General features: G+C 43.0%; 25 protein-coding genes. 8 read left to right on the forward strand and 17 right to left on the reverse strand.

From position 1 onward, the window contains the following. Window positions 1–65: 65 nt before the first annotated feature. The 8 genes from AM279_RS18235 to AM279_RS18270 form a co-directional block, all read right to left on the reverse strand. Window positions 66–1058, reverse strand: coding sequence for a hypothetical protein (locus AM279_RS18235; RefSeq protein WP_054409482.1), 993 nt, complete (start codon window positions 1056–1058; stop codon window positions 66–68). A 75-nt stretch (window positions 1059–1133) separates the two neighbouring features. Continuing rightward, window positions 1134–1433: a type II toxin-antitoxin system RelE/ParE family toxin gene (locus tag AM279_RS18240; RefSeq protein ID WP_054409483.1), complete on the reverse strand. Its 300-nt coding sequence runs from the start codon at window positions 1431–1433 to the stop codon at window positions 1134–1136. Next, the gene (locus tag AM279_RS18245) at window positions 1423–1659 is read right to left on the reverse strand and encodes a hypothetical protein (protein ID WP_054409484.1); all 237 of its coding nucleotides are present in this window, start codon (window positions 1657–1659) and stop codon (window positions 1423–1425) included. Before AM279_RS18245 ends, AM279_RS18240 begins: the two co-directional genes overlap by 11 nt. A gap of 37 nt (window positions 1660–1696) precedes the next feature. Further along, complete coding sequence (locus AM279_RS18250) at window positions 1697–2323, reverse strand: hypothetical protein (RefSeq protein WP_054409485.1); 627 nt, start codon at window positions 2321–2323, stop codon at window positions 1697–1699. Window position 2324: 1 nt separating this feature from the next. Next, window positions 2325–2945, reverse strand: coding sequence for a hypothetical protein (locus AM279_RS18255; protein ID WP_054409486.1), 621 nt, complete (start codon window positions 2943–2945; stop codon window positions 2325–2327). A 359-nt stretch (window positions 2946–3304) separates the two neighbouring features. Further along, the gene (locus tag AM279_RS18260) at window positions 3305–5623 is read right to left on the reverse strand and encodes a polyribonucleotide nucleotidyltransferase (RefSeq protein WP_054409487.1); all 2319 of its coding nucleotides are present in this window, start codon (window positions 5621–5623) and stop codon (window positions 3305–3307) included. Between the two features lie 146 nt (window positions 5624–5769). Then, entirely contained in the window at window positions 5770–6039 is a 270-nt protein-coding gene (gene rpsO / locus AM279_RS18265) for a 30S ribosomal protein S15 (protein WP_054409488.1), read from the reverse strand. Window positions 6040–6208: 169 nt separating this feature from the next. After that, window positions 6209–6664, reverse strand: coding sequence for a GAF domain-containing protein (locus AM279_RS18270; RefSeq protein ID WP_054409489.1), 456 nt, complete (start codon window positions 6662–6664; stop codon window positions 6209–6211). Between the two features lie 83 nt (window positions 6665–6747). On the opposite strand from AM279_RS18270, the gene xrtF reads away from it, so the two are divergent. From xrtF to AM279_RS18310, 8 genes are all read left to right on the forward strand, one after another. Then, window positions 6748–7290, forward strand: coding sequence for an exosortase family protein XrtF (gene xrtF / locus AM279_RS18275; RefSeq protein ID WP_074961420.1), 543 nt, complete (start codon window positions 6748–6750; stop codon window positions 7288–7290). Continuing rightward, the gene (locus tag AM279_RS18280; protein ID WP_054409491.1) at window positions 7277–7714 is read left to right on the forward strand and encodes an exosortase F system-associated membrane protein; all 438 of its coding nucleotides are present in this window, start codon (window positions 7277–7279) and stop codon (window positions 7712–7714) included. Before xrtF ends, AM279_RS18280 begins: the two co-directional genes overlap by 14 nt. Before the next feature lie 52 nt (window positions 7715–7766). After that, window positions 7767–8204 (forward strand): HYC_CC_PP family protein, encoded by a 438-nt coding sequence (locus AM279_RS18285; protein ID WP_054409492.1) that lies wholly within the window; start codon window positions 7767–7769, stop codon window positions 8202–8204. A 71-nt stretch (window positions 8205–8275) separates the two neighbouring features. Beyond that, a complete protein-coding gene (locus AM279_RS18290) occupies window positions 8276–10528 on the forward strand; it encodes a TonB-dependent receptor (RefSeq protein WP_054409493.1) in 2253 nt (750 codons plus the stop codon). A 46-nt stretch (window positions 10529–10574) separates the two neighbouring features. Next, window positions 10575–10955 carry a heavy-metal-associated domain-containing protein gene (locus AM279_RS18295; RefSeq protein ID WP_054409494.1) on the forward strand — a complete coding sequence of 127 codons (381 nt, stop codon included), beginning with the start codon at window positions 10575–10577 and terminating at the stop codon, window positions 10953–10955. 125 nt (window positions 10956–11080) lie between these two features. After that, window positions 11081–11452 carry a hypothetical protein gene (locus AM279_RS18300; protein ID WP_054409495.1) on the forward strand — a complete coding sequence of 124 codons (372 nt, stop codon included), beginning with the start codon at window positions 11081–11083 and terminating at the stop codon, window positions 11450–11452. A 527-nt stretch (window positions 11453–11979) separates the two neighbouring features. Then, complete coding sequence (locus tag AM279_RS18305) at window positions 11980–12627, forward strand: DUF2306 domain-containing protein (RefSeq protein ID WP_074961397.1); 648 nt, start codon at window positions 11980–11982, stop codon at window positions 12625–12627. Between the two features lie 3 nt (window positions 12628–12630). After that, complete coding sequence (locus tag AM279_RS18310; protein ID WP_054409497.1) at window positions 12631–13575, forward strand: YARHG domain-containing protein; 945 nt, start codon at window positions 12631–12633, stop codon at window positions 13573–13575. Window positions 13576–13633: 58 nt separating this feature from the next. Here AM279_RS18310 and groL read toward each other — a convergent pair whose 3' ends face one another. The 9 genes from groL to miaB form a co-directional block, all read right to left on the reverse strand. Then, window positions 13634–15265 (reverse strand): chaperonin GroEL, encoded by a 1632-nt coding sequence (gene groL / locus AM279_RS18315; protein ID WP_054409498.1) that lies wholly within the window; start codon window positions 15263–15265, stop codon window positions 13634–13636. 40 nt (window positions 15266–15305) lie between these two features. Beyond that, window positions 15306–15581, reverse strand: a complete 276-nt coding sequence (locus AM279_RS18320; protein ID WP_054409499.1) for a co-chaperone GroES — start codon at window positions 15579–15581, stop codon at window positions 15306–15308. Window positions 15582–15722: 141 nt separating this feature from the next. Next, window positions 15723–16076, reverse strand: coding sequence for a preprotein translocase subunit SecG (gene secG / locus AM279_RS18325; RefSeq protein ID WP_054409500.1), 354 nt, complete (start codon window positions 16074–16076; stop codon window positions 15723–15725). A 6-nt stretch (window positions 16077–16082) separates the two neighbouring features. Further along, the gene (locus AM279_RS18330) at window positions 16083–16793 is read right to left on the reverse strand and encodes a tetratricopeptide repeat protein (RefSeq protein WP_236688531.1); all 711 of its coding nucleotides are present in this window, start codon (window positions 16791–16793) and stop codon (window positions 16083–16085) included. A 301-nt stretch (window positions 16794–17094) separates the two neighbouring features. Then, a complete protein-coding gene (locus tag AM279_RS18335; protein WP_054409502.1) occupies window positions 17095–17610 on the reverse strand; it encodes an LptE family protein in 516 nt (171 codons plus the stop codon). A 90-nt stretch (window positions 17611–17700) separates the two neighbouring features. Further along, window positions 17701–18207: an LptE family protein gene (locus AM279_RS18340; protein WP_054409503.1), complete on the reverse strand. Its 507-nt coding sequence runs from the start codon at window positions 18205–18207 to the stop codon at window positions 17701–17703. A 4-nt stretch (window positions 18208–18211) separates the two neighbouring features. After that, on the reverse strand, window positions 18212–19516 hold the full coding sequence (locus AM279_RS18345; RefSeq protein WP_054409504.1) for a sigma-54 interaction domain-containing protein: 1305 nt from the start codon (window positions 19514–19516) through the stop codon (window positions 18212–18214). Window positions 19517–19571: 55 nt separating this feature from the next. Further along, window positions 19572–19943: a GxxExxY protein gene (locus tag AM279_RS18350; RefSeq protein ID WP_054409505.1), complete on the reverse strand. Its 372-nt coding sequence runs from the start codon at window positions 19941–19943 to the stop codon at window positions 19572–19574. 43 nt (window positions 19944–19986) lie between these two features. Continuing rightward, window positions 19987–21432 carry a tRNA (N6-isopentenyl adenosine(37)-C2)-methylthiotransferase MiaB gene (gene miaB, locus AM279_RS18355; protein WP_054409506.1) on the reverse strand — a complete coding sequence of 482 codons (1446 nt, stop codon included), beginning with the start codon at window positions 21430–21432 and terminating at the stop codon, window positions 19987–19989. Window positions 21433–21610 lie beyond the last annotated feature (178 nt).

A 21610-nucleotide genomic window follows, 5' to 3' on the forward strand; every position in this document is an offset into this window, starting at 1 on the left:
AATGCAGGTTGTTTGCGTTTTTAAAGATAACGAAATTTTGCGGGGTTAATTGCAGTAAGGGTAAACTAACGCCTGATTTCCCCGGTGTTTAAGTAATAATTAATGCTGTTTATAATTCGGGATGTATTTGCAATGTAGTTGGCACGGTCTTCATCGCTGCATTTTCCGGTGGCTATATCGCTGTATGAAAGGGCTATCGGTTCACAAAAAGTGCCGTCTGTAAACCTTAAATGCGTGTAGGTAGCCGTGATTTTACCATCTTCAATGGCAAAGCTTATGCTAAACTCACCGTTAATAATTTCTTTTTCGGGTTCTATAAATGCCTTCCTACCAAAAATGTCGTAATGCGACCCGGTGTAGCTTACCGTTTTTTCGACATCGTTACACTGAGGTTTTGATGTATATGAAAAATACGACTGGAAAAGGTTGTAGAGTTCGGTTGCATTAAGCCCGGGCTTTTCTATAACCACTGTGCCTGTACCGCTGGCATTAAATGAAAATAAGAGCGGGTTCTTGTAGGCGTCCCGGTAGTGTGTTGCGCCATGATACTGTAGTGTTTTAGTGTTGGCATAGCCCACAATAGCCTGTATGAGCAGCGAAAACTGCCGGTTATAAATGTCTTTCTCTCCCGGATATATTAAAATGGTTTCCTGTCCGGTTATGAATTTTGAAAAGTCTATAAAGTATTGCTGCCCATTGTTCCTGAAGTATTTGTGCTGTAGTGAAAAGAGTAATTTGCCAGTTGCTACTTTGATTTCTATATTATAAACCGCTGCTACATCAGGTTTTCGGTTTGGGTAGCTGTTCCTGCCCAGTACATTGTAAATGGTGCCTGTTGCGATAAAGCTGCTATCGGCCACAGTTATTGTGTGCTGCCCTATATTAAGGCCATTTTTATTACTAAGCAACCCGTTTATGCTGTTAAACAATTCGGCAGATGTTTTGTTGGGTATGGCTACTTCTGCTACACCCACGCCCGAACCTGTAAAAGCAACGGTTTGTGTAAGTGCCTTTACAGAGACAAAATAAACCAGTATGAAGAGGAGGAGTTTTTTCATGGTTATTTTGAATTAGAGTAACCTAATCATTATTTGACGCGGTATATGGCAAGTTTGCTTTGTAATGCTTATTGCCTATTTGCCCGGGTATTTTTTAGGGTTGAGGTATGTGTTGAAAACGGAATAGATGTACACTTTCTTCTCGATATCATCTATTTCATATAGTAAAAGAAACGGGAATTTTTTTAAGGGAAAGCCTGTAATGTTCTTATAGCGTATCCTGAAATGAGGATTTTTTTCAAGGGATTTATAAGCTACATCTAACTCTTTACCTAAGTTTATTATCGCTTGCATACTGCCTTTTTCTGCATAATACTCATAAGCATTTGCAATATCTAAATGTGCTTTTGGAGATATGCTAACCTTATAGCCCATATTTTTCCCTCAACATTTTTTGTGACTCTTCATAAGGAATAAAGTCAGCTTTATTTTCTGTAGCAAGGCGCTCGTCGAGTATTGCTTTTGCAGCTTCAGGTAATTCAAAATCATTTTCGGCATCAGCAAGGTCAGTATGCCTGGCCTTCATTTGGTTCCATTCTTCGATAGGTATTACAACTGCGGTTGTATTGCCTTCACTGTCTGATATATATTGTAATTTCATGATACAATTGTTTTATCCAAAAATAAGGAAAATTTGGTTACTCGCAATCCCGCACCTTTAGCGGCAGCATATTGCCTACCTCTTCGGGATTATCATATTCCATGTCAAGATAGTCATAATACACCCAAACGCCGTTCTTCTGTTCTAAAACATTGGGTATGTAGCCAATAGTAATGGGGTCAAAATCATCAAAGGAATCTTCGTGCACGCTAAACACAAATACTTCCTGCCAGGTGGCGTTGCAAAGTGAATAAATGTGGCAGTAACTGTGGCGGCTGTGGTCTATGTTGTTTGCCATAACGGCAACTTCGTCACCGGGTGTATTGTTGATGTTGCCCAGGTTGGTGAGCAGTATAACACCATTGGCACCTTTAAAGGTGAGAAGCGGGGTGCTGCCTTTAAGTGAAATAATGGTTTGATAGCCCATGGTACTGTAGTTGTTTACATACAAATCCCAAGATTGGATTACAGGATACCTGTATTCGGTTATCTTCATGCCAAGGCTATCGGCTATAAACTGGGTCAGGGTATCAGGTTTGCCATCGCCGTTAAAATCGCAGTCAGCCGAAAATTCAGTGGCTTCGGCATATTCATATACCAGGTTGTCCTGGCTATGTGCAGCCAGGCTAAACAGGATGAGAAGCGGGGTAAGGAGCCATTTCATATTAGTTGCAGTTGGGTACTTTAAGGGGTTTCATAGGGATGGTAGGGTCTTCAAACCAGTCCATATAATCTATGTATACCCATGTGCCGTTTTGTTTTTCGAGCCTTCCGGGAATGGCGGTAAACACAGGCTCAACACTGCCGGTGTATATAAAGTCCATTTCGTTTATGTTGAAGTTAAACACTTCAGCCCAGTTTCCGCTGCAATAAGAATAGATGCGGCAGTGGTTAAGGTTGCTGTAGTCTTTAAGAAACGGTACCAGGGCTACCTCATCTCCTTTGGTACTGTTAATGTTACCCAGGTTAATGAGGCACAACAGGCCTACGCCCATTTGGCGGTTAATATCAATAAGGCTGCCGTTGAGGGTAAATTCATTATAATAGTGCATGCGGGTGTATAGGGGTATGGTAGTGTCCCAGTCGCCGGTATCAAGAATGTAGTCAAGTTTATTGCCCAGGCTATCGGCCACAAACTGGCTCAGGGTATCCTGTTTGCCATCTCCGTTAAAATCGCCGGTTATGGTTAGGGCAGGGGCATGGGTATAGCCTTTGGGTGCTTTTTTTTGGGCCGAAGCCGAAAAAGTAAGGAGGAGGGCAAAAACAATTGCCGCAGTACATTTCATGGTGAAGGGATTTTATCCAAATGTAGAATTTTTAGTTGAAAGCGGGAAGGTCAAAAGTCAAAAGTATGAAAGGCGAAAGCGGGAAATGTTAAGGAGGCAAAATTCACGATATATCGTGAATTTTTTTTGAGGCTGTTTTGAGTTAAAAGCGAAAAAATGATAAAGTGCAAAGTATAAAATTGCCCGATGGACTTTATGACTTTCGACGTTTGACTTTATGACTGAATATTGAACTCCAAAAGTGAAGAATTAGCGTTAAAATCGTCTTAAAATGTAAGATTTTACTGAGTTGGCCTAAACTAAAAAAACCTGCTGCAAAATGCAACAGGTTTTCTTTTGGAATTAAACCTTTATATAAACTAAGATTGTGGATCTTCTGTTTGATTGTCAGGCCTTTCGGTCCTTTCAGGGCGTGGGCCGTCGTTACGGCGTTCTTCCCTTGGGCCACGGTCGCGAGAGTTGCGGTCGTCGCGTCCGCCACGGTTGTCGCGTCCACCACGGTTGTCACGGCCACGGTCGTTACGGTCGCGGTCAGGACGTGGTTCGCGCTCCTTATATCCTTCAGGCTTAGGTAGTAACGCTTTGCGCGATACCTTTTCCTTACGGGTTTTAGGGTCGATACCTATGTACTTCACATTGAATACATCGCCCATGTTAACCACATCGGTTACGTTTTCAGTACGTGCCCAGTCAAGCTCAGAAACGTGTAGAAGTACCTCATTACCAGGGGCTTGGGTGTATTCTACAACGGCGCCAAACTCAAGTACTTTGATAACCTTAACCTCATACGTCTCGCCCACCTGTGGCTTGAATATGATAGAGTCAATCTTATCAAGTACAGCCTGCATGCCTGCAGGGCTTACACCAAGGATTTCTACTTCGCCCTGCTCGTCTACTTCGTTGATTACTATGGTAGTACCGGTTGCTTTTTGTAGTTCCTGGATAACTTTACCTCCAGGGCCAATAAGCGCACCAATAAATGCACCAGGTATAGTAACCTTAAGTATTTTAGGCGAGTGGTCTTTAACGGTTTCGCGTGGTTTCTCTATAGTTTCCAGTAACTTACCAAGAATATGAAGGCGGCCTTCTTTAGCTTGCTCAAGGGCTTTCTCCATGATTTCATAGTTAAGTCCCTCAATTTTAATGTCCATTTGGCAAGCGGTAATACCATCGGCAGTACCGGTTACTTTAAAGTCCATATCGCCAAGGTGGTCTTCATCGCCAAGAATGTCGCTAAGAACGGCATAACGGCCTGTGGCATCGTCACTTATAAGTCCCATAGCAATACCTGAAACAGGTTTTGTCATTTGGATACCGGCATCCATAAGGGCCAGTGTACCGGCACAAACAGTAGCCATAGAAGATGATCCGTTGCTCTCAAGTACCTCACTTACAATACGTACGGTGTAAGGGTTCTCGGCAGGAATCATGTTTTTAAGTGCACGCTGGGCCAGGTTACCGTGGCCTACTTCGCGGCGGCTTGTGCCCCTAAGTGGCTTAGCCTCACCGGTTGAGAACGGCGGGAAGTTGTAGTGCAGGTAAAAACGCTCTTCGCCCTGCTCTGTAGGCAGGTCGATAATGTTTGCCTCACGTGATGTACCAAGGGTTACAGTTGCAAGTGCCTGGGTTTCACCACGTGTAAACAAAGATGAGCCGTGCGCTGAAGGCAGGTAGTCTACCTCGCTCCATATAGGGCGAATCTCGTTAGTCTTACGGCCGTCAAGACGCTGGCCAAGGTCAAGGATTACGTTCCTTACGGCTTCTTTATTGGTTTTGTAAAGGTATTTGCTAATAAGGTCGCCGTTTTCAAGCAACTCTTCTTCAGTAAATGTAGCCTTAACTTCCTCTTTTACAGCAGCAAATTTTTCTGAACGCTCGTGTTTTGCAGAACCTTCGCTGGCTATTGCAAAATACTTGTCGTAAGAAAGTTCGCGTACTTTAGCTTTGATTTCATCATCATTGCGTTCAGCCTCATACTCGCGGAATGTTTTGCCTACAGCAGTCCTAAGGCGCTCCTGTACAGCAATCTGGTCTTTGATGGCTTCGTGTGCAAATTTGATAGCTGCAACCATGTCGGCTTCAGAAATCTCTTTCATTTCGCCTTCTACCATACATACTGAGTCAGCGCTGGCGCCTATCATCATATCGATATCAGAAAGGGCAAGATCTGCCTTGCTTGGGTTGATAACAAACTGGCCATCAACACGTGCAACGCGCACTTCAGAGATTAGTGTGTAGAATGGTGCATCAGATACAGCAAGTGCGGCAGAAGCGGCAAGGCCTGCAAGTGCATCGGGCATAACGTTTTCGTCATGGCTCATTAGCTGTATCATTACCTGTGTTTCGGCATGGTAGTCATCCGGGAAAAGCGGACGTAATACCCTGTCTACAAGGCGCATCACCAGTACTTCATTGTCACTTGGCCTTGCTTCACGTTTAAAGAAACCACCCGGAAAACGGCCTGCAGCGGCAAATTTTTCGCGGTAGTCTACAGTAAGTGGTAAAAAGTCTATTCCGGGCGCTGCTGTCCTGGCACTTACTACAGTGGCAAGAAGCATACAGTTGCCCATTTTCACTACTACCGAGCCATCTGCCTGCTTGGCAAGCTTACCGGTCTCGATAGTAATGGTGCGGCCATCACTAAGGGTGATGGTTTCATTAATAATGTTTAAACTCATACGGTTTTAACTATTTGATTAAACAATGGGTTGTTTGTGTTGTTGTGTTGTGTGTAGTTGTTTAGAACCCAATGAAAAACCAAAACTTTTTATACAAAAATACCAAAAACAAAAAGAGGCGCGCGGGCACCTCTTCTCATCTTAGATTATTTCCTGATGTTTAGTTCTTTGATAATCTCACGATACCTGTTGATTTCTTTTTTCTTCAGATAATCAAGAAGGCTTCTCCTTTTACCTACCAGTTTAACAAGAGAACGCTCAGTGTTGTAATCATGGCGATTTTTCTTAAGGTGCTCTGTAAGGTGGTTAATCCTGAATGTAAAAAGGGCAATTTGTCCTTCAGCTGAACCAGTGTTGGCAGCGTCTTTACCGTGTTTTGCGAAAATTTCCGCTTTAACTTCTTTAGTTAAGTACATGCTAATATTATTTAAATAATTATTATGTATACAGGTGTATCCTGATTTGCGTGCAAAGGTAAGTCAAATTTTTGAAATTTGAAGTCGAAAGTTAGAAAGTTTTTAAAGTCGTAAAGTTTTGCAATGCATCGGGTTACGACTTTATGGCTTTCGGCTTTTGACTTTAGACTTAAAAAAGCTTCGCCACTTCTGCATTTACAAACTCAAGAAAACGTTCGTCAAGTTCAGTAAAAGCATCCAGAACTTCGCTGTCGATGTCTATCTGGCCTATGTTTTTGCCGTCTACAAATAACGGTACTACAATTTCACTCTTAACGGTAATGCTGCAGGCTATGTAGTTATCCTGTGCAGTAACATCGGGCACTACAAAGTTTTTATTGCTAACGGCTACCTGGCCGCAAATGCCTTTGCCAAAGGGTATAACGGTGTGGTCTGTAGCTTCGCCGGCATAAGGGCCCAGTATAAGTTCTTCCTTATCGCCATTGCGAAAATAAAAGCCTACCCAGTCATAATAATCAATATTGTCGCGCAGCAGGTGGCATATTTGCAATAGCTTGTCTTCGCGCAAAACGCCTTCATGGTGCAGTATATCTGTAACTTTTGGTTCAAGTTCCTGAAATGTCATGATATTTAAATTAAAGTTTAGCAAAAGTAGGCAGTAAAGATGGTAGGTTTTGTATATTTTTGTTAAAAATTACTGCCCTCAACGTGAACGCTTTTCAAAAAAATAAACCTTTTTTTATCTTCCTTGCCAAGTTTGGCGGAACCTATTTGGTGCTTGCACTTATATATTCTTTTTACCTTAGCCGGTTTGATGCTGAGCATTTTGAGCCTGATGGTGTTACAACAATGGTCTCTAAGCAATCGGCGTGGCTGGCTAATGCTTTTGGCGAAGAGGCTCGTGTTGAGCCTCACACTAAAGAAGCATCTTACAAGTTTTTTTTAAACGGGCGTCACATGGTTCGCATAGTTGAAGGCTGTAATGCTGTGAGTGTTATGATACTGTTTGCAGCGTTTGTGGTGGCGTTTTCATCTACTTTTAAGCGCACTGTTTTGTATATTTTTTGTGGAACATTGGTAATACATTTGCTTAATGTGCTGCGTATAGCGTTGTTGTGCATGGCTCTTTTTTATTATAAAGACTGGGGCCCGTTTTTGCACGATATTCTTTTCCCATTGTTTATATATGGGGTAGTTATGGTGCTTTGGATATTATGGGTAGCTAAATTTAGGGGTAATGAAAAAAAGTAAGTTTGGTATAAGCGGTATACAGTTGGTGGGTATATTTGCCCTTATTGTGGTATTTGCCTGTATCCGCATTTTTGAAGACCAGCTTTTTTATGACCCCCTTAAGCTGTTTTTTAAGCATGAGGGAAAGGTATTGCCGCAGTATGATAACTTTAGGCTTTTTACGGGTATAGCCTTCAGGTATTTGCTTAATGGCCTTGTGTCGGTAGCAATATTATGGGTGGCTTTTAAGGACCTGCAAATAGTAAAATTAAGCGCACTGCTATATGGGGTGTTTTTTTTATTGATAGCCCCGGCATTGTTTATAGCATTAAAGGTAGATTCGCCTAATTTACTGCTAATATTTTACCTGCGCCGTTTTCTTATACATCCATTACTTATCTTATTGTTCCTCCCGGCGTTTTACTACCAGAAAGGCACGAAATAATTTTTGTGCAAAATCCTCGTTATTAAAGCATAAATGGCTATTTTTGCCCTGCATGAAACTAAATAAGCACATAAGTATATTGTTAAGCGCCCTGGTATTGTTTGCCAATATGGGCCTTGCGCTTAATGTGCATTATTGCCATGAGAAGGTAACTTCGGTTTCATTTGCCTATAAAGTTGCCGAGCCTGCCAATAGCCACCATCATACACATGATGAGGATGAAGGAAAGGGCTGCTGCAAAAAAGTGGTGGATAACCACAAAAAGTGCTGTAAAGATGATGTGCTTAAGGTAAAAGATACACCGGAGAAAGCCATTGTAAAATCATTACAATTTGACCTTGGTGCTTTTTACACCGTTGAAACCTGGAAACCATCGGTTTTTAGTGGTTTTGATGTAGTAAAGGTAAAGAAAGATACCCCGTCTTTTTATTGCGAAAGCAATGCGCCACCCCTCTACAAATTATATTGCCAATACGTTTTATACGCCTAAGTATTATGTTTTTATCAGCTTAGTCCCAACCTTTTGGGCTTAAACATGATCATTAACATTAATACTCTATTATGCGTTATATATATATAATCATTTCGCTGCTGGGTGCTTATTGCGCACAGGCACAGCAAACCCTTACGGGAAAAGTATCAGACGAGCAGGGGCAGCCCGCCGCCGGCGTAAGCGTGTACTGGCTTGATACTTCGGTTTCTGCAACTACAGATGAAACCGGTTCTTTTGAAATTGACTACAAGCCGGAATATATAAAGCTTGTAATCTCATTTCTTGGCTACACTACAGATACCCTTGAGGTAGCTTCACCTCAATACATTACTCACAAACTTACGCCCGATGGCAATAACGTGCTCGATGCCGTTAACCTTGAGGTAAAGCGCAAAACCCTTGAACGTAAAAAGTCAACCGCGCTTAATACTACCAATATGGGGCATGGCGAACTGCTTAAGGCTGCCTGCTGTAATATTGCCGAAAGCTTTGAAACCAATCCTTCTATAGATGTTAACTTTAGCGATGCCCTTACCGGCAGCCGCCAGATAAAAATGCTGGGCCTAACCAGCCCCTACCTGCTTATTGCTGAGGAAAATATACCCGCCGTGCGTGGTGCCAGCCAGGCGTTTGGACTGTCTTTTATTCCCGGTACATGGGTAGAGAGCATACAAATAACCAAAGGAGCGGGGCCTGTTATTAACGGCTATGAAAGTATTTCAGGACAAATAAACTACGAGCTGCTTAAACCGGCTAATGACGATCCGTTCTTTTTAAATGCTTACGGCTCAACCGACAGCCGTTTTGAGGTTAACACGCATTTCAATAAAAAGTTTTCTGATAAGTGGAGCTCAACCCTGTTTGTACACGGTAATGCGCGTGTGGGCAAGAACGACATGAACGATGACGGTTTCCTGGATAACCCGCTGGGCAAACAGATAAACATTATGAACCGCTGGCAATATAACGACCTTGAAAAAGGCTGGGTTAGTTTTATGAACGTGCGCTATATGCGCGATGAAAAACAGGCCGGTGAGGTAGATTTTGACCCGGACAGGGATAAGTTTACCACAAACCACTGGGGTAGCGAAATTAATACCGATAAGCTTGATGCATCGGCCAAACTGGGCTATGTGTGGCCTGATATGCCGTGGCAGAGCGTAGGTGTGCAGGCAGCGGTTAACTGGCACAACCAGGAGTCGTACTTTGGTTTCCGTACCTACGATATTGAGCAGAAAAGCGCTTATTCTAACCTGATATTCAGCTCTATCATTAACAACTCTATGAATAAGTTCTCTACAGGGCTTAACTTTACGTATGATAACTATGGTGAGTTTGTAGGTATGCACGATATGGGTACTACCGATTACAGCCGTATAGATAATTCGGTTGGGGCGTTTTTTGAATACACACACGATAATAATACCGACCTGAGTTATGTAATTGGCGGCCGTGTAGACTACCACAACCGCCTTGGCGCATTTTTTACACCGCGTGCCCACCTGCGCTACAACCCGTGGGAGGGTGGTACTTTTCGTGCTTCTGCCGGAAGGGGAAAAAGGGCAGCTAACATTTTTGCCGAAAACCAGTCTTTATTTGGTAGCTCACGCGATTTAATGATTATGAATGCCGGTGGCAAAGTGTATGGCCTTGACCCTGAAATTGCCTGGAACTATGGCGTGAGCTTTGTACAAAGCTTCCCGCTGTTTAATAAAAACGCTGAGTTTGTGGTAGATTTTTACCGCACCGACTTCCAGAACCAGGTGGTGGTAGACCTGTATGCATCGCCGCAGCAGGCCCATTTTTACAATCTTGATGGTAGAAGCTATGCCAATAGCCTTCAGGTAGAGTTTAACCTGGAGCTTACACACCATTTTAATATCCGTACTGCTTATAAATACTACGATATCAAGACGGATTACATGACCGGTACGTTTGAGCGACCGCTGCAGGCTAAAAACCGTTTCTTTACCAATATAGCTTATGAAACACACGTAGGCGATGGCGGTAAGCAGTGGAAGTTTGACTTTACCTACAACTGGATGGGCAAGCAGCGCCTGCCATACACCGGCAGCAACCCTGCTGAGTACCAGATGGGTGATTATTCGCCGTCCTTCTCGTTAATGAATGCACAGGTTACGCGCACGTTCTCGAGCGTATTTGAAGCTTATGTAGGTGCCGAGAACCTGGGTAACTACCAGCAGAAAAGGGCTATTGTGGGTAATGATGACCCGTTTGGCCCGTATTTTGACACAAGTATAATCTACGGCCCTATATTCGGGCAAATGTATTATGCGGGTATCCGTTTTAAAATAAAGTAGATAAAACTTAAATTTCATATATTTAACAACTTAAAAAATCTCAACCATGAAAAAACTAATTGCAGTAATGCTTATACTGTTTGCCGGGGTATCTGCCCAGGCACAGGAAAAAAAGAATAAAAATGCTAAAGAAGAAATTGCCGTAAGCGGTAATTGCGATCAATGTAAAAAGCGCATAGAAAAGGCTGCCTACAGCGTTAAAGGTGTTAAAAGTGCCGACTGGCATGCAGACCACCAGGATATGCACCTTATTTATGACGAAAACAAATGCAGCCTTGACGATATTCGTAAAGCGGTAGCGGCTACCGGCCATGATACTGACGAGGTTAAAGCTACAGATGAGGCTTATGAAGACCTGCACGGCTGCTGCAAGTATGACCGTACTGCAAGTGTAGAACACACTGACCACGATGAGCACCAGCATTAATATACTGCTGTAAACGTTATAGTACCCCTGTTTTTTAGCAGGGGTATTCTTTTATGAAAAAATCAGGTGCGTGTTTAATTTTGTGATGTGATTTTCGCATACCTTTGTAATGCAAAACTGTTTATATGAAAATAATAAGGGAAATGATAAACCACAACAAAGGCTTCTTTGCCTTTGGTATGGTGCTGTTTTTTCTTTTTGCGGGATTGTCTAAAAGTTTTGCCGGTACTAAATCAATAAAAAGCCACACTAAAAAAGAACAGTCTGTAAGTGTTATTATTGCCGAAGGCGATGAAACAAAGTACGATGAGCTTAAGGCCTTTGATTATGCCGATGATTTTGAACTTGAATGCACCTTCTTTGGAGAAGATGCCCACGGTGGTTTTTTTGAACCTGTAGAGGCTCAAAAAACCGCACCCCGCTTTACCCTTTGTAAAGATGTATATACTGTTCCGTTGTATGACCTTTTCTGCAACTGGAAATTCCACCTTTCTTAATATTTAATTCCTTGATTACAGGTTTTTAGCCTGTAGGGGAATTGCCGTGCACGTCAGCCTTATTGGCCTGATGCCTGCCGTTTATTGCCAGTTTAGGCCATTTTGTTAGCTGTTACATACTGAAGATATAAGTTGTTAATTGCCCGGAATACCGGCGGTAGCACTGCCTGTTTGCTGACCGGTATTCCTTTTTTTTACAAGCTTATAAGTATGCCTGCCGGCAATCTGTTTTTTTAATCCGTTACATTTTTGGGCTAAGGTTTGTGCTTTAGCTGCTATAATAAAGTGCCGCAATCCGGCATTGGTGTTTTTTAATTAGTTGGTTATGAAAGCCTTCTTTTAGCGAAGGGGGCTTTCTTTTTTAAGTATTTACATTGCACCTGCAATATACAATAAGGCGTTGTTATAGCACAGCGCCGGGTGTTTTTTAATTAGTTGGTTACGAAATCCCTGCCCCAGTCCGGGCGGGGATTTCTTTTTTATAGCACAGCTGTTTTTAAATACAGTTTTGTGTATTTTTGATGCACATGAAAATCAGTAACATAAACATACCCGCGCAGGGTAACCGGTGGCAGTGGCTGCTTGTTGCTGTATTTGTGTATTTCTATTGGCTCATGCTTAAAATAACGTTGTTGTATGTGCCTTACAGCAACAGTGTGGCCTTCCTTAAAATAAAGCAGACTGAAGTTGCTTCCCACCCGGAATACCTGTACCTGTTTTATGCCCATGTGTATACCAGTATATTTGTGTTGCTGTTCGGTTTTATGCAGTTCTTTAAATTTAAAACTGAAACAGGGCGAAAGATTCATCGTTTTGCGGGTTACCAGTATATTGTGTTGTTGCTTGGTTTTGCAGCGCCCAGTGGGCTTTATATGGGCTGGCATGCTAATGGAGGTGCGGCGGCTAAAGTGTCATTTATGCTTCTTAGCTTGCTTTGGGGTGTTACCACAGTGCTGGCTTTTGTGAAGATAAAAAAAGGGCAGGTAGCTGCCCATCGTGGCTGGATGGTGCGAAGCTTTGCACTTACGCTGTCGGCTGTTACGTTAAGACTGTGGAAGATTGTAATTGTATTCCTGTTTCATCCGCCACCTATGGATGTTTATAAAATAATTGCCTGGCTGGGCTGGATACCCAACTTAATAATTGCTGAAATAATAATTCGTAACAACAAATAACCAATGAAAAAAATCCTCACACTTGTACTGCTTGCACCCTTATTTTTTTCGTGTAAAGAAGAAGCAAAGCAGACTAAACAAATAGCCGAAGTTGTAGAAACCGATAATAAGGAAGACTATTACGGCATATGGATGGGCGACCTTAAGCCTGTGTATGATGCACATAATGACTCACTTTTTGTGCCCCAGAAAAAAATAACCCTCAAAATTAACCGCATTGTGGGCGATGTGGTGTATGGGCATAGTATTATAGACGGTATACAAAGGCCGCTTAGGGGTAAAATGACCAATAAAGACGGCGATACCGTACTCTTTACCCTTGACGAACCGGGTACCCTGGATAACGATGGCCGCTATGAGCTGGAACTGCTTAAAGGTTCGTTTATGGAGGGGCAGCATGTGCTGTTTAAGGAAAGCGCCTCTACCACACAGGTAAAAACACTAAGGCTTTCGCACAGGCAGTTTGTGTATAATCCTAATTTTATGCTTAGTGACGAAGTGGAGCTTGTAGACTGGGATAACCCAAAAACTGAGAAAGTGGCTTATGATATGGATGAATCTGATGAGGCTTCAGCTAATGGAGACAGTATACCTGCAATAGTGAATGATACGATTGATGATGAAGAATATATAGAAATAGAAGAGTATTACCGCACAGCATCTGACCAGGTGTTTAAAATAAACGGCTCTACCACAAAACTTAAGGAAGAAGACCTTAAAAACCTGCGTAAGCTTGATCTGGAAATTATCAGGAACTCCATATTTGCCCGTCATGGCCTTGCGTTTAAAACACCAACTGTGCGTAGTTTTTTTGAGGCCAGTTATTGGTATGTGCCTATATCTGATGATGTGAATAAAGAACTTACCGCTCTTGAGAAGCAAAATATAGTATTACTGAAACGCCTTGAAGAATATGCTGAAGACCATTACGATTCTTTCGGTAGATAGAAAATAAATGAAGAAAGGCAGCCAATTGGCTGCCTTTTTATATATAATGCGGAGATGATTACATCATGCCCGGCATACCGCCGCCCATTGGCATACCGCCTGCCGGTGCGTCTTCTTTAATGTCTATAAGGGCACACTCTGTAGTAAGTATCATACCGGCTACCGATGCAGCGTTTTCAAGCGCTACGCGGGTAACTTTCTTAGGGTCTATAATACCTGCTGCAAGCATATCTACATACTCGTCTGTCTTGGCATTGTAACCAAAATCACCTTCGCCTTCAGCTACTTTAGCTACCACAACGCTGCCTTCAAGGCCTGCGTTTTCTACAATAGTGCGCAGCGGGGCCTCAATAGCGCGCGATACAATCTGTACGCCTGTAGCTTCGTCAGCATTTTCGGCAGTAACATCTGCAAGTACTTTTTTGGCGCGAAGCAGTGCAACACCGCCACCGGCAACAATACCTTCTTCTACCGCAGCGCGTGTAGCGTGTAGGGCATCGTCAACACGGTCTTTTTTCTCTTTCATTTCAACCTCACTTGCAGCACCCACATAAAGTACGGCTACACCGCCTGCAAGTTTTGCAAGGCGCTCCTGAAGTTTTTCACGGTCGTAGTCAGATGTGGTACTTTCCATCTGTGCTTTTATCTGGTTAACGCGGCCTTTAATGTTGTCCTGGCTGCCTGCACCATTTACAATAGTGGTGTTGTCTTTATCAATAACCACTTTTTCGCAGGTACCCAGCATGTCAAGGGTAGCGTTTTCAAGTGTATAGCCCTGCTCTTCGGCAATAACAGTACCGCCTGTAAGTATGGCAATGTCTTCAAGAAGCGCTTTACGGCGGTCGCCAAAGCCGGGAGCTTTAACAGCAGCAATTTTAAGCGCGCCACGAAGCTTGTTTACCACAAGGGTAGCAAGGGCTTCGCCGTCTACATCTTCAGCAATAATAAGAAGCGGTTTGCCGCTTTGTGCCACCGGCTCAAGTACCGGAAGCAGGTCTTTCATTGAAGATACTTTTTTGTCGTATAGTAAAACGTAAGGCCTGTCAAGTTCAGCCTCCATTTTCTCAGAATTGGTTACGAAGTAAGCTGATAGGTAACCGCGGTCAAACTGCATACCTTCCACCACATCTACATACGTATCAGTACCTTTAGCTTCTTCAACAGTAATAACGCCTTCTTTGCCTACTTTTTCAAAAGCTGTAGCAATCAGTTCGCCCACACTTTCGTCGTTGTTAGCTGAGATAGAAGCCACCTGCTTGATTTTTTCAGAGGTGCTGCCTACTTCTTTGCTTTGTGCAGAAAGTTCTTTTACAATGGCTCCTACGGCTTTATCAATACCGCGTTTCAGGTCCATTGGGTTAGCACCTGCTGCTACGTTTTTAAGGCCTTCTTTAACGATGGCCTGCGCAAGAACAGTTGCTGTTGTAGTACCATCTCCGGCAAGGTCGTTGGTTTTAGAGGCTACCTCTTTAACCATTTGTGCACCCATGTTTTCAAGGGTGTCTTTCAGCTCAATTTCTTTAGCTACGCTTACACCGTCTTTAGTTACGGTAGGGCCGCCAAATGCCTTGCTGATGATTACATTACGGCCTTTAGGGCCAAGGGTTACCTTAACGGCATTAGCCAGTGCATCTACACCTCGCTTAAGGCCGTCGCGTGCTTCTATGTCAAATTTTATTTCTTTAGCCATTTTATATGCTTGTTTGTTGTTGTGTTAACTATTAAACGCGTTATACTATTGCAAAAATTTCTTCTTCTTTCATGATAAGGTAGTCCTTACCTTCAAATTTAAGCTCGGTTCCTGCATATTTGCCATACAATACAGTATCGCCCACTTTTACGGTCATTTCATGGTCTTTAGTGCCGTTGCCCACAGCTACCACAATGCCTTTTTGCGGTTTTTCTTTAGCAGTATCCGGAATAAATATGCCAGAAGCAGTTTGTGTTTCTGCAGCTACCGGCTCAATAAGAACGCGGTCGTGAAGCGGTTTAATGTTTAAAGCCATATCTCTATGTTTTTTTGTTGTTTTAAATTGTTGTTTTCTTTTTTTCAGAAACTGTGCCAGTTTGAAAATCTGACAAATTTACAGCAATAAAAAATGCCAGCTTTGACAGGCTGGCATTTTTAGTATAAAATTTTTGTTATTTTAGTTTGCAGGTTGTGCAGGAGCAGCCGGTTGTGCAGCGCCTGGTTGTGCAGGAACACCTGTTTTAGCCGGAGCTTCGGTTTTAGGAGCCACTGCGCCTTCGTCTATAATACCGTCGTTAGAGGCAAAAGTGCCGAAGCTAAGGCTTGAAAGCAATATAAGTATTACAAGTATAGTACCCAGTGTCCAGGTGCTTTTATCAAGAAAATCAGTAGTTTTTTGCACACCACCCATAATCTGAGGGCCGCCTATTGATGAAGAAAGGCCGCCGCCTTTAGGGTTTTGTACCATGATTACCACTACAAGCAAGAAGCTAACTATTGTGATAAGTACTAAGAAAATCGTGAATCCCATCTGTTCTTATTTGTTATTTTGTTGTAAATCTTTTATCTCCGAAATGCGGTTTGCAAAGAAAACACTTTTTTCCGGATATTTCAAAATTAAAATTTCATAAGCCTGTATGGCTTTTGCATATTTTTTTTGCTCCAGGTAAACACGCGCTAAAGTCTCGGTCATAAGGCCCGGTGCTTCGGTAGTGGTGCGGCTTAAATTCTCCCACGGCGAAGGGTCGTTCTTTACAGGAACTATCTTGGGGGTTGCCTCAAGAAACTTGTCAATAAGGTTCAGCTTTTCGTCAAGCGGGTTCTTTTCATCCGTTGGTTCGGGCTGGCGCTCAATGGGTTTTAAGCGGCTCAGTTGCAGCCATTCGGCAAAAGAGTGGGTTTCAGCAGCGTCAAAGGCTAACGGCTTGCCGATTGTTTCTTCAGCTGTTTGTTCCTCAGCTTCGTGTTTAACCGGTTCCGGTTCAGGCTGTGTTACTGTCTCTGCTTTTGTGATTTCCTGTTCCTGAATCGGTTCGGCTTCAATCTGCGGTTCAGCAGCCTCTGTTTCCGATTCTTTTATGAGGCTTTTGATGGATTGCTCCAGCTTTTCAACCGGCGATAGGGCAGGGGTAGGTTCTACAGTAGTTTCTTCAACGTCAACCGTAATTTCGCTTATGGCTTTCTCCTGTTCCTCAAGAACATCGCGGTCTATGCTCCGGAAGCCTTCAGATGTTATAAAGTCAAACAACACACTCCTGTCTGCCGTGTAGGCCGCCGTTTTCTTCAGCTCAGTATTATAACGGAAGCTATCTTTATTATAAAGCCCTTTAAGGTAAATGGCGCGCGCACTTTGCAGGTATGGAAATTCCGCCAGGATGCTTTCCAGGTCCGATGCCTGCCTGTCGTGTAACGAATAAGGCTTATTGAGCAGGTATGTGTAGTCTTTTGTTGTCAGTTTTGTTCAGTGTTCAGTGTTCAGTGTTCAGTGTTCAGTGTTCAGTGCTAAAGATAACAATGAACGATAAACCATGAACTACAAACACGTAAGTTTACCATTTGGCCAAAGTGGCATTAAATATATCCTGTGTTATCCTTTCAAAAATTTCGTCAAGGGCAGTGTTAAGGGTTTCTCCGGTTAGCATTTTGTTGGCATCATAGTCATAGTAAAAACTAAACGGCTTCTCAAAATTGTCCTTTTCATTCTTTGTATTAGTAAACCTTACATTAACAGTAACGGTTAATCTGTTTTGTGCAGCACGCTGGTTAGCTGTTGCTGTCATGGGGGTTACCTTAAATTTGGTAATCTCGCCTTCATACACCAGGTCGCCACCGGTATTGTTCAGGCTCAGGTTAGTTTGGTTTTGCACCAGTTCCTGAAGCCTTTGCGTAAACCTGCGTTCTATACCCGGCTCAACAATTTCAGCATTATTCTGGAATGCATTAACCTGAAATGTTTTTACATCAGGATGAATGTTGCTGCCGCTTAAGCTATATTTATCATTGCCACTCCCACAGCCCAATATGGGCAGTACTACCAGCAATATGATTATTTTTATTACACGCATTTTTTTAGTGTTCAGTAATCAGTAATCAGTATTTTGTAACGCTGCTATTGGCAACCATAAACTATAAACAATGAACCACAAACACGCAGTTTACCATTTAGCCAAAGTGGCATTAAATATGTCCTGTGTTATCCTTTCAAAAATTTCGTCAAGGGCAAGGGTAAGTGTTTCCCTTGAAGGCAGGGCATCTCCGGCATAGTCATAGTAAAAGCTGAACGGCTTTTCAAAATCGTCTTCCTCTTTCTTTTTATTGGTAAACCTTACATTAATAGTAACGGTAAGCCTGTTTTGTGCAGCACGCTGATCTGCCGTGGCGGCCATAGGTGTTATGCGGAACTGTGTAATCTCTCCTTCATATATCAGGTCGCCACCGGTATTGGTAAGGCTCAGGTTGGTTTGGTTTTGTATAAGGTCTTGTAGCCTGATGGTAAAATCACGCTCTATACCCGGCTCTACCACTTCGGCATTATTCTGGAAGTGATTAACCTGGAAGCTTTTAACATCGGGCGAAACGTTAGCCCCTGTAAACGAATATATGCCGCACCCGCTAAGTGTGGTTAGTGTTAACAGGGTAATAAGTATTTTAAAAATGCGCATGGGCTTACAGGTCAAATTGTTTGATTTTTCTATATAATGTACGTTCAGATATGCCCAGTTCATCGGCGGCGGCTTTGCGCTTGCCTTTGTTGCGTTCCAGGGCTTTCTTTATCAGCTCAATTTCTTTTTCGTCAAGGCGCAGTATCTCGCTTTCTTCAACGGCATCGGCATACAGGTAGTGGCCGTCTTCATAATCATCATCGTCATGGTGGTCTTCAACAACGGGCTCCGGGCGGCTTACGGGCTGTGGTGTGTATACTTCCTGCCTGCGGTTGTTTTCCTCAAAAAAGCGGTTATGGTTGTTGTTTTCCCTGCTTTCAGGCTGGCCGTAAATACGCTGGATTAACCCTTTGTTGGTTTCCTGAACCCCGGCGGTATTGCCGTTTTGCATAAGGTCCATGGTAAGTTTTTTGAGGTCGTTAATATCAGCACGCATATCAAAAAGCACTTTGTACAAAATTTCGCGTTCGGTGCTAAAATCGCTTTCGGCTTTTTTGGTGCCAATCACGGCCGGAAGGTTGCTGCCCTCCTGTGGTAAGTAATTTGCAAGTACAGAAAGTGAAATATTACGGTTAGTTTCAAGTACCGATATCTGTTCGGCAATGTTGCGCAGCTGGCGTATGTTTCCGCTCCAGCGGTAGCGCAAGAGCAGGCTAACAGCATCATCTTCAAGCCTTATGGGCGGCATTTTATATTTATGCGCAAAATCTGAAGAGAATTTACGGAACAGCAGGTGTATATCATCCTTACGGTCGCGCAGTGGCGGCAGGCCAATCTCCACAGTACTAAGGCGGTAGTATAAATCCTCACGGAATTTGCCTTTCTCAATAGCTTCCTGCATCTGCACGTTTGTGGCGGCCACAATGCGCACGTTGGTTTTTTGTACCTGGCTGGAACCCACCTTTATAAACTCGCCGTTTTCCAGCACGCGTAGCAGGCGCACCTGTGTGGTAAGGGGCAGTTCGCCTACTTCGTCAAGGAAGATGGTACCGCCGTCGGCTACTTCAAAATATCCCTCGCGGGTAGAAGTTGCTCCGGTAAAGGCACCTTTTTCGTGACCAAAGAGTTCACTGTCAATGGTTCCCTCTGGTATTGCACCACAGTTAACGGCAATGTATTTACCGTGCTTTCGGTGCGAAAGGGCATGTATAATTTTCGGGATGCTTTCTTTACCCACGCCGCTTTCGCCGGTTACCAGTACTGATATGTCAGTTGGTGCCACCTGAATGGCCTTTTCAACCGCGCGGTTTAGCTTGGGGTCATTCCCTATAATTTCAAATCGTTGCTTTATGGCTTGTACGCTTTCCATTTTGTTTTTTGTTTTGCCACGAATTGCACGAATTTCTCTAATTTCTTCTTGAAGATTATTTTATAATTCTTCTATGCTCCAGTGACTTGCTATTAAAATTGGCTATAATGCCAAGCTGTCCTCTGATAAGCCGAACATAATTCAACGTTTGTGCTACGTGAATGTCGACAATGCCGGTTACAGCTTTTACTTCTAAAATTATATCATCATACACTACAAAATCAGCATAAAACTTGTGAGGTAGTACTATGTCTTTATATTCAATAAAATACTCTTTTTCTCTCGCAAAAGGAATATTGTTTTTCCTAAATTCATATTCAAGAGCATCTTTATACACTATTTCTAAAAGCCCACCGCCAAGATGCTTATGGACTTCCATACAAATTCCAACTATTTTGTAATATTCTTCCTTGTGAATTAATTCCATTTAAATTTGTGAAATTCGTGTAATTAGTGGCAAAAATCAAATCTTACTGCATTTGGCTGTAACCTATAGCTTCTCCTATTAGGGTTGAAGTTGTACAGTCTGACGTTAATACATTTACAAAATCGCCTGGTTTGTAGTTTCCTTTCGGAAATACCACTGTGGTGTTCTGTGAGTTACGGCCGCTCCAGTGGGCATCGCTGCGCTTAGATGTTTTTTCAACCAATACCTCTACCACCTGGCCCACAAAACGCTCTGTGCGCTTTAGTGCCATGCTTTGTTGCAGGTTAATGATTTCTGTAAGGCGGCGGTTTTTTACCGCGTCCGGAATATCGTCTTCCAGCTTACGGGCGGCAAGTGTACCGGGACGTTCTGAATAGGCAAACATAAAACCAAAGTCATATTTGCAATGCTCCATAAGGCTAAGCGTGTCCTGGTGGTCTTCTTCAGTCTCGGTAGGGAAGCCTGCAATCATATCCTGAGATAAAGATATTTCAGGGATAATGCGATATATGTTGTCTACCAGCGTTAGGTATTCCTCACGGGTGTGCTGGCGGTTCATTTCTTTAAGTATACGTGTGCTGCCGCTTTGCACCGGCAGGTGAATGTACTTGCATATATTATGGTGTTTGGCCATAACCTCTATAACCTCAAGGTGCATATCCTGCGGGTTGCTGGTACTGAAACGAAAACGCATTTTAGGGTAGGTGGTAGCCACCATATCCAGCAGTTGTGCAAAATCTACGGCTGTGGCTTTTTGCATTTCGCTGGCTTTTGCATAGTCTTTTTTAAGTCCGCCGCCATACCACAGGTAGCTGTCTACGTTTTGGCCGAGCAGGGTTATTTCTTTAAAGCCTTTATTCCAAAGGTCTTTAATTTCTTCCATTATGCTTTGCGGCTCGCGGCTGCGCTCACGGCCACGGGTAAACGGCACTACGCAAAACGTACACATATTGTCGCACCCGCGGGTGATTGATACAAATGCGGTAACGCCATTGCTGTTAAGCCTTACAGGTGCAATGTCGCCATAGGTTTCTTCTTTACTCAGGATAACGTTTATGGCATCGCGGCCTTCTTCAACTTCTTTAAGCAGGTTGGGCAGGTCTTTGTAGGCATCGGGCCCCACAACCATGTCCACTATTTTTTCTTCCTCCAGGAACTGGCTTTTTAAACGTTCGGCCATACAGCCCAAAACGCCCACCTTCATGCCCGGGTTTATCTTTTTAACGGCGTTGTATTTTTCCAGCCTTTTGCGCACGGTTTGCTCTGCCTTATCACGGATAGAGCACGTGTTAACTAACACTAAATCAGCTTCTTCCAGGTTTTGTGTGGTGTTAAAACCTTCATTGGCAAGTATAGACGCAACAATTTCGCTGTCAGAAAAATTCATCTGGCAGCCGTAGCTTTCTATAAAAAGTTTTTTTGTGTTACCTTCCTTCTGCTCTAAAACAAGGGCGTTGCCTTGCTTGTTTTCTTCAATAATCTTTTCCATATACACTACTGCATGTGCGTTTTAAGAACGGCAAAGATAGTAATAAATTATATATGCCTGTCAAGTTGGCAGCTATGTTGAAGTTAAAAAATAATATGTAGTAACACCTATATATTATATAGGTGTAGCGTTAAATGTGTATAAAAAACGCACAAATTAAATTTGCTGAAATTCAATA

The organism is Flavobacterium akiainvivens, from assembly GCF_001278115.1.
GTDB lineage: Bacteria > Bacteroidota > Bacteroidia > Flavobacteriales > Flavobacteriaceae > Flavobacterium > Flavobacterium akiainvivens.